Origin of the sequence: Azospirillum lipoferum (assembly GCF_024170005.1) — a bacterium.
Lineage (GTDB): Bacteria > Pseudomonadota > Alphaproteobacteria > Azospirillales > Azospirillaceae > Azospirillum > Azospirillum lipoferum.
Window position 1 is genome coordinate 125,208 of the sequence record NZ_JALJXJ010000008.1, and the last position, 14,020, is coordinate 139,227.

Annotated in this window: 13 protein-coding genes and 1 tRNA gene; 10 read left to right on the top strand and 4 right to left on the bottom strand. The window is 68.3% G+C overall.

The annotated features are described in order from the left end of the window. Positions 1 to 143 precede the first annotated feature (143 nt). Positions 144 to 353: a cold-shock protein gene (locus J2848_RS18830; RefSeq protein ID WP_149234607.1), complete on the top strand. Its 210-nt coding sequence runs from the start codon at positions 144 to 146 to the stop codon at positions 351 to 353. A gap of 15 nt (positions 354 to 368) precedes the next feature. On the opposite strand, the gene J2848_RS18835 is transcribed toward J2848_RS18830, so the two are convergent. Beyond that, complete coding sequence (locus tag J2848_RS18835) at positions 369 to 1,244, bottom strand: response regulator (RefSeq protein WP_149234606.1); 876 nt, start codon at positions 1,242 to 1,244, stop codon at positions 369 to 371. A gap of 226 nt (positions 1,245 to 1,470) precedes the next feature. On the opposite strand from J2848_RS18835, the gene trpB reads away from it, so the two are divergent. From trpB to J2848_RS18855, 4 genes are all read left to right on the top strand, one after another. Further along, complete coding sequence (gene trpB, locus J2848_RS18840) at positions 1,471 to 2,688, top strand: tryptophan synthase subunit beta (protein ID WP_149234605.1); 1,218 nt, start codon at positions 1,471 to 1,473, stop codon at positions 2,686 to 2,688. Then, complete coding sequence (gene trpA, locus J2848_RS18845; RefSeq protein WP_149234604.1) at positions 2,685 to 3,530, top strand: tryptophan synthase subunit alpha; 846 nt, start codon at positions 2,685 to 2,687, stop codon at positions 3,528 to 3,530. Before trpB ends, trpA begins: the two co-directional genes overlap by 4 nt. 155 nt (positions 3,531 to 3,685) lie before the next feature. Next, positions 3,686 to 4,708, top strand: coding sequence for an acetyl-CoA carboxylase, carboxyltransferase subunit beta (gene accD, locus J2848_RS18850; RefSeq protein WP_149234603.1), 1,023 nt, complete (start codon positions 3,686 to 3,688; stop codon positions 4,706 to 4,708). Positions 4,709 to 4,746: 38 nt separating this feature from the next. Beyond that, the gene (locus J2848_RS18855; protein WP_149234602.1) at positions 4,747 to 6,105 is read left to right on the top strand and encodes a bifunctional folylpolyglutamate synthase/dihydrofolate synthase; all 1,359 of its coding nucleotides are present in this window, start codon (positions 4,747 to 4,749) and stop codon (positions 6,103 to 6,105) included. Positions 6,106 to 6,118: 13 nt separating this feature from the next. Here J2848_RS18855 and J2848_RS18860 read toward each other — a convergent pair whose 3' ends face one another. Both J2848_RS18860 and J2848_RS18865 read right to left on the bottom strand, forming a co-directional pair. Further along, positions 6,119 to 7,273, bottom strand: coding sequence for a nucleotidyltransferase family protein (locus tag J2848_RS18860; protein WP_211103310.1), 1,155 nt, complete (start codon positions 7,271 to 7,273; stop codon positions 6,119 to 6,121). Between the two features lie 128 nt (positions 7,274 to 7,401). After that, positions 7,402 to 7,477 (bottom strand) — tRNA-Ala (locus J2848_RS18865). A 283-nt stretch (positions 7,478 to 7,760) separates the two neighbouring features. Between J2848_RS18865 and J2848_RS18870 the strand changes: the two genes are divergently transcribed. Genes J2848_RS18870 through modD form a run of 5 tightly spaced genes read left to right on the top strand, consistent with a single transcriptional unit; the run spans position 7,761 to position 11,137 of the window. Continuing rightward, complete coding sequence (locus tag J2848_RS18870) at positions 7,761 to 8,045, top strand: YggT family protein (protein WP_085087243.1); 285 nt, start codon at positions 7,761 to 7,763, stop codon at positions 8,043 to 8,045. Between the two features lie 2 nt (positions 8,046 to 8,047). After that, entirely contained in the window at positions 8,048 to 8,389 is a 342-nt protein-coding gene (locus tag J2848_RS18875; protein ID WP_149234601.1) for a DUF167 domain-containing protein, read from the top strand. A gap of 1 nt (position 8,390) precedes the next feature. Further along, positions 8,391 to 9,296 (top strand): bifunctional methylenetetrahydrofolate dehydrogenase/methenyltetrahydrofolate cyclohydrolase FolD, encoded by a 906-nt coding sequence (gene folD, locus J2848_RS18880; RefSeq protein ID WP_149234600.1) that lies wholly within the window; start codon positions 8,391 to 8,393, stop codon positions 9,294 to 9,296. Continuing rightward, positions 9,293 to 10,288, top strand: coding sequence for a magnesium transporter CorA family protein (locus tag J2848_RS18885; protein ID WP_149234599.1), 996 nt, complete (start codon positions 9,293 to 9,295; stop codon positions 10,286 to 10,288). The genes folD and J2848_RS18885 overlap by 4 nt, the downstream gene beginning before the upstream one ends. Before the next feature lie 18 nt (positions 10,289 to 10,306). Next, on the top strand, positions 10,307 to 11,137 hold the full coding sequence (gene modD, locus J2848_RS18890; RefSeq protein ID WP_149234598.1) for a ModD protein: 831 nt from the start codon (positions 10,307 to 10,309) through the stop codon (positions 11,135 to 11,137). Between the two features lie 154 nt (positions 11,138 to 11,291). On the opposite strand, the gene J2848_RS18895 is transcribed toward modD, so the two are convergent. Beyond that, on the bottom strand, positions 11,292 to 13,988 hold the full coding sequence (locus J2848_RS18895; protein WP_149234597.1) for a bifunctional acetate--CoA ligase family protein/GNAT family N-acetyltransferase: 2,697 nt from the start codon (positions 13,986 to 13,988) through the stop codon (positions 11,292 to 11,294). Positions 13,989 to 14,020 lie beyond the last annotated feature (32 nt).

Genomic DNA, 14,020 nt, shown 5'->3' on the forward strand with positions numbered 1-14,020 from the left:
CAACCACAGCATGCGGCTAGCCTCCCCGCACAATGTCTTGGTTCCGCTTGCCCGGCAGACCTTACGGCGCGGCCGATGTCGGCGATCCCGGACCTATCCGTTTGGCTAAAGACCAGTCTCGCAGTGACTAAGGGGGGAGGCCCATGAACAACGGCACCGTAAAATGGTTCAATACTACCAAAGGTTACGGCTTCATCGCGCCGGAAGCCGGCTCCAAGGACGTGTTCGTGCACATCACCGCGGTCCAGCGCTCGGGCCTGCATGCCCTGTCGGAAGGTCAGCGCGTCCAGTTCGAGGTGGAGCGGGGCAACAACGGCAAGGACTCGGCGGTGAACATCAGCGTCGTCGAGTGACGGGCCCGGACTGAATCAGACCGGATACCCGGCGGCGCGGTAGGCCGCGATGGCGTCCCCGGCCAGCCGGGGAATCTCGCCGCGCAGCCCCTCAACCGTGTCCGCCGCCCCGTCTCCCTCCATTTCAGATCCATCTCCCTCCGCCCCATCCCGCTCCACAAGGGATGCCCGGCACGCCATCTCCAGCGCGCGGGCGGCGCTGCACAGGGCGCGGGCGCCGAAGGTCCCGGCGGTGCTTTTCAGCGTATGCGCCTCGCGCGTCAGAACGGCGCGGTCGGTCTCCGCCGCGATGCGCGCCACCCGTTCCCGTGTCTCTTCCACGAACTGCCGCAGCACGTCGGCCAGCAGCTCCGCATCCAGATCCTGCGCCAGCTGGGCCAGAACCTCGCGGTCCAGAACCGCGCCCGCCGCCGTCGGGCATGTCGGGGCGCAGGGGCCGAAGCCGGCCGATGACCCCGGTCTCGGCGACGCGGCGGCGCGCAGCCATTTCTCCACCGTTTCCAGCAGCAGCACCCGGTCCACCGGCTTGGCGACATGATCGTTCATGCCGGCATTCTGGCAGCGGACGCGGTCGGCCTCGTCGGTGTCGGCGGTCATGGCCACCACCGGCACCCGGCCAGCCGGCCCCGGCAGCTCGCGCAGCAGCCGGGTGGCGGTCAGCCCGTCCATCTCCGGCATCGACAGGTCCATCAGGATCAGGTCATAGCCGCCGGCCTGCGCCGCCATCACCGCCTCCAGCCCGTTGCCGGCGGTGTCGGCGCGGTGGCCGGCCTGGGCCAGGATGGCGGTGACCAGCATCTGGTTCAGCGGGCTGTCCTCCACCACCAGAATCCGGCGGGGAACCGGCAGGAGGTCCGTGGGGAGAAGCGACGGCGGTGTCCGCTCGGTCATCGCAAACATGCTCCGCAATGAAGAAGATGCCAGTGTAAAGGCGTGGCCTTGCCGCTGCAAAGCCCCGCTCCATCTATGCGGACGGGTGGTATTCACGGATTTCCGCGGCCCGGCGCTTCAAATCGGCGCGTCCCGCCGGTATGGTGTCGCGCTTGGCCGGTGTCCGGACCCGATGCCGCCCACCTGACAAACAGCTTCCCTTCGACTTCAGGCAGTGCCGCAGACGATGACCAAACTGAACACCTACCGCTCCGGTCCCGACGAGCGCGGGCATTTCGGAATCTTTGGCGGCCGCTTCGTCGCCGAGACGCTGATGCCCCTGATCCTGGAGGTCGAGAAGGCCTATCGCGACGCACGCGCCGATCCAGCCTTCGAAGGGGAGATGCGCCAGCAGCTGAAGCAGTATGTCGGCCGCCCCAATCCGCTCTATTACGCGGAGCGGCTGACCGGGCATCTGGGCGGCGCCAAGATCTACTTCAAGCGCGAGGAGCTGAACCACACCGGCGCGCACAAGATCAACAACTGCATCGGCCAGATCCTGCTGGCCCGGCGCATGGGCAAGACCCGCATCATCGCCGAGACGGGTGCCGGCCAGCATGGCGTGGCGACCGCGACGGTCTGCGCGCTCTACAACATGCCCTGCGTCATCTACATGGGCGAGACCGACATCGCCCGCCAGCAGCCCAACGTCTTCCGCATGAAGCTGCTGGGGGCGGAGGTCCGCCCGGTGACGTCGGGCAGCGGCACGCTGAAGGACGCGATGAACGAGGCGCTGCGCGACTGGGTCACCAACGTCGCCGACACCTTCTACATCATCGGCACCGCCGCCGGCCCGCACCCCTATCCCGCCATGGTCCGCGACTTCCAGTCGGTGATCGGCGACGAGGTGCGCAGCCAGATGCAGGAGCTGGAAGGCCGCCTGCCCGACAGTCTCGTCGCCTGCGTCGGCGGCGGGTCGAACGCCATCGGCCTGTTCCACCCCTTCCTCGACGATCCGTCGGTGCAGATGGTCGGCGTCGAGGCCGCCGGCCGTGGCATCGAGAAGGGGCCGCTCGACCATGCCGCCTCGATCAACGGCGGGCGTCCCGGCGTGCTGCACGGCAACCGCACCTATCTGCTGCAGGACGAGGACGGCCAGATCCTCGAAGGCCACTCGATCTCCGCCGGCCTCGACTATCCCGGCATCGGGCCGGAGCACAGCTGGCTCCATGACGTCGGCCGTGTCGAATACGCCTATGCCACCGACCAGGAGGCGCTGGACGCCTTCCAGCTCTGCGCCCGTACCGAGGGCATCATCCCGGCGCTGGAATCCGCCCACGGCCTTGCCGAGGTGATCAAGCGCGCACCGAAACTGCCCAAGGACCACCTGATGGTGCTGTGCCTGTCGGGCCGCGGCGACAAGGACATCTTCTCCGTCGCCAAGCATCTGGGAGTGGAACTGTGAGTGCCGACATTTTGGCCGATGGCCGCATCGCCCGCCGGTTCAAAGCGCTGAAGGCGGAGGGACGCGCCGGTCTGGTCACCTTCATCACCGCCGGCGACCCCGATCCCGCCGCCTCGCAGGCGGTGCTGAACGGCCTGCCGGCCGCCGGCGCCGACCTGATCGAGCTGGGCATGCCCTTCACCGACCCGATGGCCGACGGCCCGGCGATCCAGGCCTCCTCGCTGCGCGCGCTGAAGGCCGGGATGACGGTGCGCAAGACGCTGGAGATGGTCCGCGGCTTCCGCAAGCTGGATGCCGACACGCCGATCATCCTGATGGGCTATTACAACCCGATCCACGCCTATGGGGTGGAGCCCTTCCTGGCCGCCGCGCGCGAGGCCGGGGTGGACGGCCTGATCATCGTCGACCTGCCGCCGGAAGAGGACGAGGAGCTGTGCATCCCGGCGCTGAAGGCCGGCGTCAGCTTCGTCCGCCTGACGACGCCGACCACCGACGAGGCGCGCATGCCGGCGGTGATGCGCAACACCTCGGGCTTCGTCTATTACGTCTCGATCGCCGGCATCACCGGCACCGCCAGCGCGTCGAACACCGCCATCGATGCGGCGGTCGCCCGGCTGAAGCGCCACACCGACCTGCCGGTCGCCGTCGGCTTCGGCATCAAGACGCCGGACCAGGCCGCCGAGGTCGCCCGCGTCGCCGATGCGGCCGTGGTCGGCTCCGCCATCGTCACCCGTCTTGCCGATGGGATCGACGCGGCGGGTACGGTCAGGCCGGGAACGGTCGAGGACGTTCTGGGCTTCGTCGGCGAACTGGCCGCCGGGGTGCGCGCGGCGCGGGGCTGAGGGACGGACGGTTTACAACGACGGCAAACCGCTTTACGACACCTGCAACACGATCGCTCATGGCGACGAACGGCTGAAGAGCCCGGTGCGGCACGGACCCGATGTCCAGCCGCCGCCGGGCTTCGGCGTACCGCCATGTCGTTGAAAGGCGTTCCATGAACTGGCTTACCAACTACGTCCGTCCGAAGATCCGCGCGCTCTACGCCCGCAAGGAAGTGCCCGACAACCTCTGGCATAAATGCCCGAGCTGCGAGTCGATGCTGTTCCACCGCGAGCTGGAAGACAACCTGCACGTCTGCCAGCACTGCGGCTTCCACATGCGGCTCGATCCGGTCAAGCGGCTGGAGTCGATGTTCGACGACGGCGCCTATGAGAGCGTCGAGCTGCCGAAGTCGGTCGCCGACCCGCTGAAGTTCCGCGATCAGAAGCGCTACACCGACCGCCTGAAGGAAGCCCAGACCAAGACCGGCCGCACCGACGCCATCGTCGTGGGCGAGGGCCGCATCGGCGGCCATGCCGCCGTGGTCGCCGCCTTCGATTTCGGCTTCATGGGCGGGTCGATGGGCATCGCCGTCGGCGAAGGGCTGCTGACCGCCGCCCGTCTGGCCGTGGCCAAGCATGCGCCGCTGATCGTCGTTCCAGCCTCGGGCGGGGCCCGCATGCAGGAAGGCATCCTGTCGCTGATGCAGATGCCGCGCACCACCATCGCGGTGGAGATGGTCAAGGAAGCCGGCCTGCCCTACATCGTGGTGCTGACCGACCCGACCACCGGCGGTGTCACCGCCAGCTTCGCCATGCTGGGCGACATCCACATCGCCGAGAAGGGCGCGCAGATCGGCTTCGCCGGCGCCCGCGTGATCGAGAGCACGATCCGCGAGACCCTGCCGGAAGGCTTCCAGCGCTCCGAATATCTGCTGGAGCACGGCATGGTCGACATGGTCGTCCACCGCCGCGACCTGCGCCCGACGCTGGTCCGCACCATCGGCCTGCTGATGACCCCGCGGATCGACGCGGTGGTCGAGGATCTCGACCTGACCGCCGCCCAGGCGGCCTCCCAGGGTGTTGGCGGCGAGCCGGCCCAACTGCCGCAGCCGGCCACGCCGCCCGCCACGCAGGCGACCGCGGCCCAGCCGGTCTCGACGCAGCAGGCGGAACCGGCCCAGGCCGGCGACGACTGACCGGCAGCACCTCCGCGACCACCCGACCAGAGACGATCATGATCGACGCCCCCACCCCGCTGGCCACCCCACCCACAAGGCTGGCAGCGACCCGTTCCGACCCGGTGCTGGATCGGTTGAAGGGGCTTCACCCCAAGGTCATCGACCTCTCCCTGGACCGGATGCACCGCCTGCTGGCGGCGCTGGACCATCCGGAGCGGAAGTTGCCGCCGGTGGTCCATGTCGCCGGCACCAACGGCAAGGGATCGACGGTCGCCTTCCTGCGCGCCATGCTGGAGGCGGCCGGCTACCGCGTCCATGTCTACACCTCGCCGCATCTCGTCCGCTTCCACGAGCGCATCCGGCTGGGCGGGCGACAGGGGGGGCGGCTGATCGACGACGATCATCTGGCCGCCCTGCTGGAGGAGTGCGAGGTCGCCAACGCCGGCAACCCGATCACTTTCTTCGAGGTGACGACGGTCGCCGCCTTCCTCGCCTTCTCCCGGGAGCCGGCCGACGTGGTCCTGCTGGAAACCGGTCTGGGTGGCCGGCTGGACGCCACCAATGTGGTGGACCGGCCGGCGGTGACGGCGATCACCCGCATCTCCTACGACCACCGCCAGTTCCTGGGCGACTCGCTGCTGGAGATCGCCAGCGAGAAGGCCGGCATTTTCAAGCCCGGCGTGCCGGTGGTATTGGCGCCACAGCCGGAGGCCGATGCACTGAAGGCGCTCAATCTCCGCGCCAACGCCATCGCCGCGCCGATCCACGGCTGGTCGGTGGAGGAGCGTCCTGATGGCTTCCGCTTCGAGAGCGCCAAGCGCCGGCTCGACCTGCCGATGCCCGGACTGGCCGGTGCCCACCAGATCACCAATGCCGGCGTCGCCATTGCCTGTCTCGACCATCTGCCGCTGGCGGTGGACGACGACGCGGTGCGTCGCGGCCTCGCCAGCGTCGAATGGCCGGCCCGCCTGCAACGCCTGACCCGCGGTCCGCTGGCCGAGAGCCTGCCGCCCGGCTGGGAACTGTGGCTGGACGGCGGACACAATGATTCGGCGGGCGAGGTCCTGGCCCGTCAGGCGGTCGACTGGTCATGCGCCCAGCCTGACGGTAGCCCCGCCCTGCCGCTGCTGCTGATCTACGGCATGCTGTCCAGCAAGGATCCGTTCGAGTTCCTCGGCCCGCTGGCTCCTTTCACCCATTCCCTGCGCGCGGTGGCGATCCCCGGCGAGGAAGCCAGCTTCACCGCCGAGGAATCCTGCGAGACCGCCAATCTCTGCGGCATCCGCGACCACGCCGCTGCCGACGGGGTGGACGCCGCCCTGGCCGATCTGGTGGCCGCCCGGCGGACTCCGGCGCGCGTGCTGATCTGCGGCTCGCTCTACCTTGCCGGGTCGGTGCTGGCGGAGAACGGCTGACGCTCCCAGGCGGCTAAAAGTCGTTGCGATCTTCTGTTGCTCCGGCGGAACCGCTTTTTGGGAAGCCAAAATCTTCGGCTTTCTGCTTCTGGCTTCCACCGGCTCGTCGAATGGCGTCGGCCAGCAGTTCCCATTGGGTGTCGGGCAGCCTGGACAAGCCATCGGCCAAGGCTTCCCGCCACTTCGGCCCTCTCGACCACGCTTCGATCCAGGCATCGGCAAGATCATAATGGTGCCTGGAGGCCAGGGCTTCGATCAGAAGCCCGGCTTGGGCCACGTCCTTGTCGGCTTTCAACCGGCCATTCGGGTCGCCCCGACGCCGTGACGCGACGATCAGCTTGTGAACGGCATAGCGTTCCGGTGCCGGCACCCGGACCGGTACACCGCCAGCGTGAAGCAGAACCGACCGGACCGGGTTGTGGATCAGAAAGTCGAGGAACCGCAGGGGCTGGGCGGCGGCTCCGCCTAGGGCCGGCATGGCGGTGGGCTTTCCCTGATACTCGTCCTTGCCGGTGTTGGGCACCAGGAATTCCACCAGGAAGCCTTTGCGGTTCCGGAACGCCGTGGCTTGCCGGGCATCTGCCTGATGCGGCACCTCCTGGAAGCTGGCGTCCACCTGCCGGAGCACGTCGAGAACGGGCGGCAGGCTGTCCTCGACAGAAATCGACACCGAGTGGAACTGGGCGATGTCCATGTCCCCGGTGCGGAGATGGGCGGCGGGCAGCCGAACCCCCAGCAGCCCGGCATAGCACTGGAACGCCAGCGTGCCGACCAGCACGCCACGCAGACGGAACACGCCGGCCTGCCACAGAGCCTCGGCAAGGTCGCCGGTGAAGGCGTCCGGCGACGGCAGCCCGGCTGCCTTCAGGGCGGATACCATCCGCCGCCGTTCGGTGAAGTCCGCCTTGAGGTCGCGGAAGCGTTCGACGCGGGCGGCTATCTCCGGGTCGTCGGCGGGTCCGACGTATCGGCTATAGCGGTGGCCGTCCTCATAGCCCTGGAAGTACCAGTAGCCCCGACCCTTCCTTTCCTTTTTCGAGAAGCTGCCGGTTGCCGGAAATGTGGCGTCGAACTCGGCGTCCAGACACCGCTGTTCCAGGTCGGCGAACATGGTCTGTATGGCCAGCCCGAGTTCCTGCACCGGCGTCTCCGTTTCGGTTGCCTTCAAATTCTGATTTTACAGGCAACACGCTCCGACCCATAGGCCAAAACGAAAAAAGCGGGCCAGATGCCGTTCCCGGCAACGCCCGCTAACCGTCTAGCAACTTGTCTCAACCCTTCCAGGGAAGGGGAAAATGGTGGAGCCGAGGAGGATCGAACTCCCGACCTACGCATTGCGAACGCGTCGCTCTCCCAGCTGAGCTACGGCCCCACACTGACACCGTTGCGTCTTCGTCGCCCCGGCGTGGCGCGGATATTGTCCATCGCGGGGGGGACTGTCAAGCGCTTGATTCAGAAAAAATGAAGTGTGCGTGCAATGACGTAGGACGGGGGCATAGGACGGCCGATCCGCCGCAGGCCGCCCGGTCGATCGGCGGGCCGCCGTACTGGACAGGTCTTGCCGCTTATGCTTAGGGTGCCCGGAAAAGGCTGGCGCCCGTTGCGCAACGCTCTGCGCGCGGCCGTCGCAAAAACCGCACTGGAGCTGGCCCGGCATGATCGCGTTGTATCTGCTCATCAACACCATCCTGGACCTGTTCTTCTGGGTCCTGATCCTGTCGGCGATTCTCAGCTGGCTGGTGGCCTTCAACGTGGTGAACACGCGCAACCGCGCGGTCTATCTGATCGGCGATTTCCTGTACCGCATCACCGAACCGGTGCTGCGCCCGATCCGCCGCGTCCTGCCCAACATGGGCGGGCTGGACCTGTCGCCGATCGTCGTGCTGCTGGCGATCTCCTTCATCCAGAACCTGATGGCGCAATACTGGCCGCGCTTCTGACCGTGGCGTCCCCCTCCCCCTTCGAGGCGGTGGCCGACGGCCTGCGCGTTTCACTCAGGGTGACGCCCAAGGCGTCACGCAACGCGGTGACCGGCACGGCCGAGACGGCCGCAGGGGGGAGGGTCCTGAAGCTGGCGGTCACGGCGGTGCCGGAAAACGGCAAGGCCAACGAGGCCGTCATAAAACTGTTGTCGAAGGCATGGAAACTGCCCAAGACCAGCCTGACCGTGGTGGCCGGCGCCACCGACCGGAACAAGATTTTGCATGTGGCGGGCGACCCGGCGGCATTGCTGGCCCGGCTGTCGCCCCTGATCGACGATGTGGGCAGCGAGGGTGGAGAGTAGCATGGCGGACGCGAAGATCATCGACGGCAAGGCCTTTGCGGCCGGCCTGCGTGCGCGGGTGGCGGACGGTGTGGCGGCGCTGAAGGCCAGCCATGGCGTCACCCCCGGTCTGGCCGTCGTGCTGGTGGGCGAGGATCCGGCCAGCCAGGTCTATGTCCGTTCCAAGGAGCGGGCGCTGGTCGAACTGGGCATGAACAGCTTCGACCATCACGAGCCGGCCGACATGGCCGAGACCGACCTGCTGGCGCTGATCGACCGGTTGAATGCCGATCCGGCCGTGCACGGCATCCTGGTCCAGCTGCCGCTGCCCAGGCACATCGACACTCAGAAGGTGCTGGCCCGCATCGTCCCGGAAAAGGACGCCGACGGCTTCCACGTCGTCAATGCCGGCCTGCTCGCCACCGGCCAGCCGGGCGCCATCGTGCCCTGCACCCCGCTGGGCAGCCTGCTGCTGATCCGCGACACGCTGGGCCGCGACCTGAAGGGCAAGCGCGCCCTGGTGCTCGGCCGCTCCAACATCGTCGGCAAGCCGATGGCCCAGCTTCTGCTGCAAGCCGACTGCACGGTGACGATGGCCCATTCCCGCACCGTGGATCTGCCGGAGGAATGCCGCCGTGCCGACATCCTGGTCGCGGCGGTCGGCCGGCCGGAGATGGTGCGCGGCGACTGGATCAAGCCGGGCGCCACGGTGATCGACGTCGGCATCAACCGCGTCGCGGCGGCGGAACCGGGCAAGACCCGTCTGGTCGGCGACGTCGCCTTCGACGAGGCGGTGAAGGTTGCCGGCGCCATCACGCCGGTTCCCGGTGGCGTCGGCCCGATGACCATCGCCTGCCTGATGCTGAACACGCTGGCCGCCGCCTGCCGCGCCGCCGGCGCGCCGGTGCCTGAAGAGGCTGCCCTTTGATCACCGTCCACGCCCGTGCCGAAGACGGTCGGGTGGTGCGCCAGCCGCTGGACCTCGGCGAGGAGTTGCCGGGCGGTGCGGTCTGGATCGATCTTCTGCGCCCGACGGAAGCGGAGCGCGCCCATGTCGGCGCGCTGACCGGCTGCGACCTGCCGACGCGCGAGGAGATGAAGGAGATCGAGGCCTCCAGCCAGCTCTATGTCGAGGGGGAGGGGATCTACATGACCTCTCCCATCATCTCGCGCGCCACCTCGCCGCATCCGGAGCAGGGCGAGCTGACCTTCGTGCTGACCCCGCGCCACCTCATCACGCTGCGCTACACCGAACCGTTGCCGGTCATCACCTTCGCCGCCCGCTGCGTCCGCCAGCCGGAACTGCTGGCGACGGGAGAGAGCGCGCTGTTCGGCCTGCTGGATGCGGTGATCGACCGGGTCGCCGACGTGCTGGAACTGGTGGGCGGCCGCATCGACGAACTGTCGGCCCGCGTCTTCGACGATTCGCTGGACGGCGGCGGCTTCGGCAAGGCGGCCAAGAAGCCGGACGAGTTGCAGGACGTGCTGCGCGGCATCGGCCGGGCCGGCGACCTGACCCACAAGGTGCGCGACAGCCTGGCCGGCCTCGACCGGCTGGTGGTGTTCATGACCTCGGTCAGCGGCGGCCGGCTGAACAAGGAACAGAAGACCGCGCTGAAGACGATGACGCGCGACTTGCGGTCCCTGACCGAACATGCCGGCTTCCTGGCGCACGAGGCGAACTTCCTGCTCGACGCCACGCTGGGCCTGATCAACATCGAACAGAACGCCATCATCAAGATCTTCTCGGTCGTCTCGGTGGCGCTGATGCCGCCGACGCTGATCGCGTCGGCCTATGGCATGAATTTCAAGCACATGCCGGAACTGGACTGGGAATTCGGCTATCCCATGGCCATCCTGCTGATGGTGCTGTCGGCGGTGGTTCCCCTCTGGTATTTCCGCCGGCGCGGCTGGCTCTGAAGCAAGGAATATCCGCCGATGACGACCATCCTGCCCGACGCCGCCCTCGACGCGCTTCTGGCGCAGGATGTTCCCTACGGCGACCTGACCACCGACTCGCTTGGAATCGCCGGCCGTCCGGCGCGGATGAGCTTCGCCGCCCGCGGCGCCATGGTGCTGGCGGGGACGGAGGCGGCGGCGCGGCTGGTGGAAAAGGCCGGCGGCCGTGTCCTGCGCGTCCAGCCCAGCGGCACGGCCGTTGATCCGGGTGTGGTCTTCCTTGAAGCCGACGGCCCGGCTGGATCGCTGCACCGCGCCTGGAAGGTGGCGCAGACGCTGGTCGAATACGCCTCGGGCATCGCCACCCGCGCCCGCCGCATCGTCGAGGCCGCTCCCGGCGTCACCGTCGCCTGCACCCGCAAGAATTTCCCAGGATCCAAGGATCTCAGCGTCAAGGCGGTGCAGGCCGGCGGGGCGGTGATGCACCGGCTGGGCCTGTCGGAAACGCTGCTGGTCTTCCCCGAACACCGCGCTTTCCTGGGCGATTCTCCGGAGGTCTGGATCGCAGCCCTCCGGCGCAAGGCCCCGGAAAAGAAGATCGTGGTGGAGGTCGGATCGGTGGAGGAGGCGGTGGCCTTCGCCCGCGCCGGTGCCGATGTGATCCAGTTGGAAAAGCTGCCGCCCGACGCCGCCCGCGCGGTGATCGAGGCGACGCGCGACCTGACCCCGCCGCCGGTGGTGGCCCCGGCCGGTGGCGTGACCGAGGCGAACGCCGCTGCCTATGCCGCGGCCGGCTGCCACCTGCTGATCACCTCGGCCCCCTTCTTCGGCCAGCCTGCCGACGTGAAGGTGGTGCTGGGGCCGGCGTAACGCTGACGTTCGCAACGTCGCGCCGCAGCCCCTCAAATTCCTGATTTTGCGAGTGAAAGCGCTTCCGAAATACCTATGCGTGCGCCACAGGGGCGGCGCGGACGGGATGGCGGACTGGCCGCCATCCCCGCAGTCAACCGCCGGTATAAGAGTCTTACGCCGCCAGCCCGCCACCCAGCTCGATGCGGACCTCCACCACGCCGGGCTCATCCAGGTTCTCCTTGCGGACGAAGCCCAGGGCACGGCACATGTTCAGCATGTTGGTGTTCTCGCGCAGAACCTCGCCATAGACCTCCTTGATGCCGCGCGAGCGGGCGTAATCCAGGATCTTGTTCATCAGGATATAGCCCAGCCCCTGGCCCTTCATGTCGGACCGCACCATCACCGCATATTCGGCGCGGCGGTTGTCGGGGTCGGCGGTGATTCGCACCACGCCATACATGATGGTGTCGCCGGTCTGCGGGTCGGGACCGACGGCGATCAGCCCCATTTCGCGGTCGTAGTCGATCTGGGTCAGGCGCGCCGCCGCCTGATGCGACAGCCGCTTCAGCGGCGCGAAGAAGCGCAGGCGCAGATCCTCGGCCGTCTGGTTCTCCACCAGATGATGCACCAGCGGCTCGTCCTCCGGCAGGATCGGGCGGACCAGGAACTGGCGGCCGTCCTTGATGGTGATGCGGTCCTCCAGCGACTTCGGATAGGGACGGATCGCCAGCCTCGCAGCCCCCGCCAGGGCCGGCACGCCGACCTTGATGCGGGCGTCCAGCGCCGTCACGCCTTCGGAGTCGGCCAGCAGCGGGTTGATGTCCATCTCCGCGATCTCGGGGAAATCGACCACCAGCTGGCTGACCTTGTTCAGCGTCAGCGCCACCGCGTCGAGATCGACCGCCGCGCGCGAGCGGTAGCCCTGAAGCTGCCGGTGGATGCGGGTGCGGCTCATCTGTTCGGCCGCCAGCTTCATGTTCAGCGGCGGCAGGGCCAGTGCGTAATCCTCCACCACCTCGACGCCGATGCCGCCCTCGCCGAACAGCAGGACCGGGCCGAACATCTCGTTCTCGGTCATGCCGACGATCAGCTCATAGGCGTCGGGGCGGACGGCCATCTCCTGCACGGTGAAGCCTTCGATCTTCGCCTCGGGCGCCAGTTCGGCGACACGGGCCAGCATCGCCTCGGCTTCCGCCTTCACGTCGTCCGGGCTGGTCAGGCCCAGAGCGACGCCGCCGACGTCGGACTTGTGGGTGATGTCGTGCGACAGGATCTTCAGTGCGATCGGCCCGCCGATGACGCGGGCGGCGTTCGCCGCCTCCTCCGGCGTCTGGGCGACGCGGGTGTCGACCACCGGGATGCCGTAGGCGGCCAGCACGCGCTTGGCCTCATACTCGCTCAGCCACTCGCGCTTCTCGGCGATGGCGCGGGAAATCACCTTCTTGACGGTGATCTCGTCGGGCTGGAAATCCTCCGCCACCGACGGCGGGGTTTCCATCAGCAATTGCTGGCTGCGGCGGTAGCGCACCAGATGCATGAAGGCGCGCACCGCGTCGGACGGACCGCTGTAGGTCGGAATGCGGGCTTCGGCGAACAGCTTGCGCGCCTCCACCGCAGACTGGTCGCCGATCCAGCTGGTCAGCACCGGGTGGCGGCGCGCCTTGTTGGCCTGCACCGTCTCCGCCACCGCCTGGGCGATCGCCTCGCTGTCGGTCAGGGCGGACGGGCAGTGCAGGACCAGCACCGCGTCGTTGCCGGTGTCCTGCATCAGCGCGTTCAACGCCTCGGCATAGCGTTTGGGCGTGGCGTCGGCGCCGATGCGCAACGGGTTGCGGAAGGGCACGCCCACAGGCGGCTGACCCAGCGCCTTGGTCAGCGCCTCCTGCGTCTCATGGGCCAGGGCGGCGAGCCGGCCGCCGGCCTGGATCAGCTTGTCGGTGGCCATCACCCCCATGCCGCCGCCGTTGGTCAGGATCGCCAGCCGGTCGCCGGTGATCGGCACCCCGGTGCCCAGCGTGCCGGCGGCGTCGAACAGCTCGGCCAGATCATTCACCCGCAGCACGCCGGCCCGGCGGAACACCGCGTCATAGACGGCATCCGACACCGCCAGGGCGCCGGTGTGCGACGCCGCGGCCTCCTGCGCCTCGTCGGAGCGGCCGGCCTTGATGACGATCACCGGCTTCTGGCGCGAGGCGGAGCGGGCGGCCGACATGAATTTGCGGGCATGCGTGATGCTCTCGATATAGAGCAGGATGGCGCGCACCGTGACGTCGCTGGCGAGATAGTCCAGCAGGTCGCCGAAATCGACGTCGCCGCGCTCGCCCAGCGATACCAGATGCGAGAAGCCGATGCCGCGCGAGGTCGCCCAGTCGGCGATCGAGGTCAGCACCATCGAGCTTTGCGCCACCAGCGCCACGTCGCCCTTGCGCGGCGCCACCGGCGCGAAGCTGGCGTTCATGCCGCGGCCCGGCACCATGGCGCCCAGGCTGTTCGGCCCCAGCACCCGCATCAGATAGGGCTTGGCCGCGTCCAGCATCGTCTGGATCTGGTCGGCCGACATGCCCTTGGTCATGACGATGGCGGCCTTGGTCCCGCGCTTGCCCAGCGCGTCGATGGTCGCCGCCACCGTGTCGGGCGCGGTGCAGATGACGCCCAGGTCCGGCGTGATCGGCAGGCTGTCCACCGTCTTGTAGGTCAGCACCCCTTCCACCGCGCGCTCGGTCGGGTTGACCGGCATCACCGGCCCGTCGAAGCCGGCCTGGAACAGGTTGCGGGCAACCACCGCCCCCACCGTGCCCGGCTTGCGGCTGGCGCCGATCAGGGCGATCGAGGCGGGCTTGAACAGCTTGTCGAGGTTGCGAACGGTCATGACCGGATCCGGGGCTGGGACAGGCGCCGGTC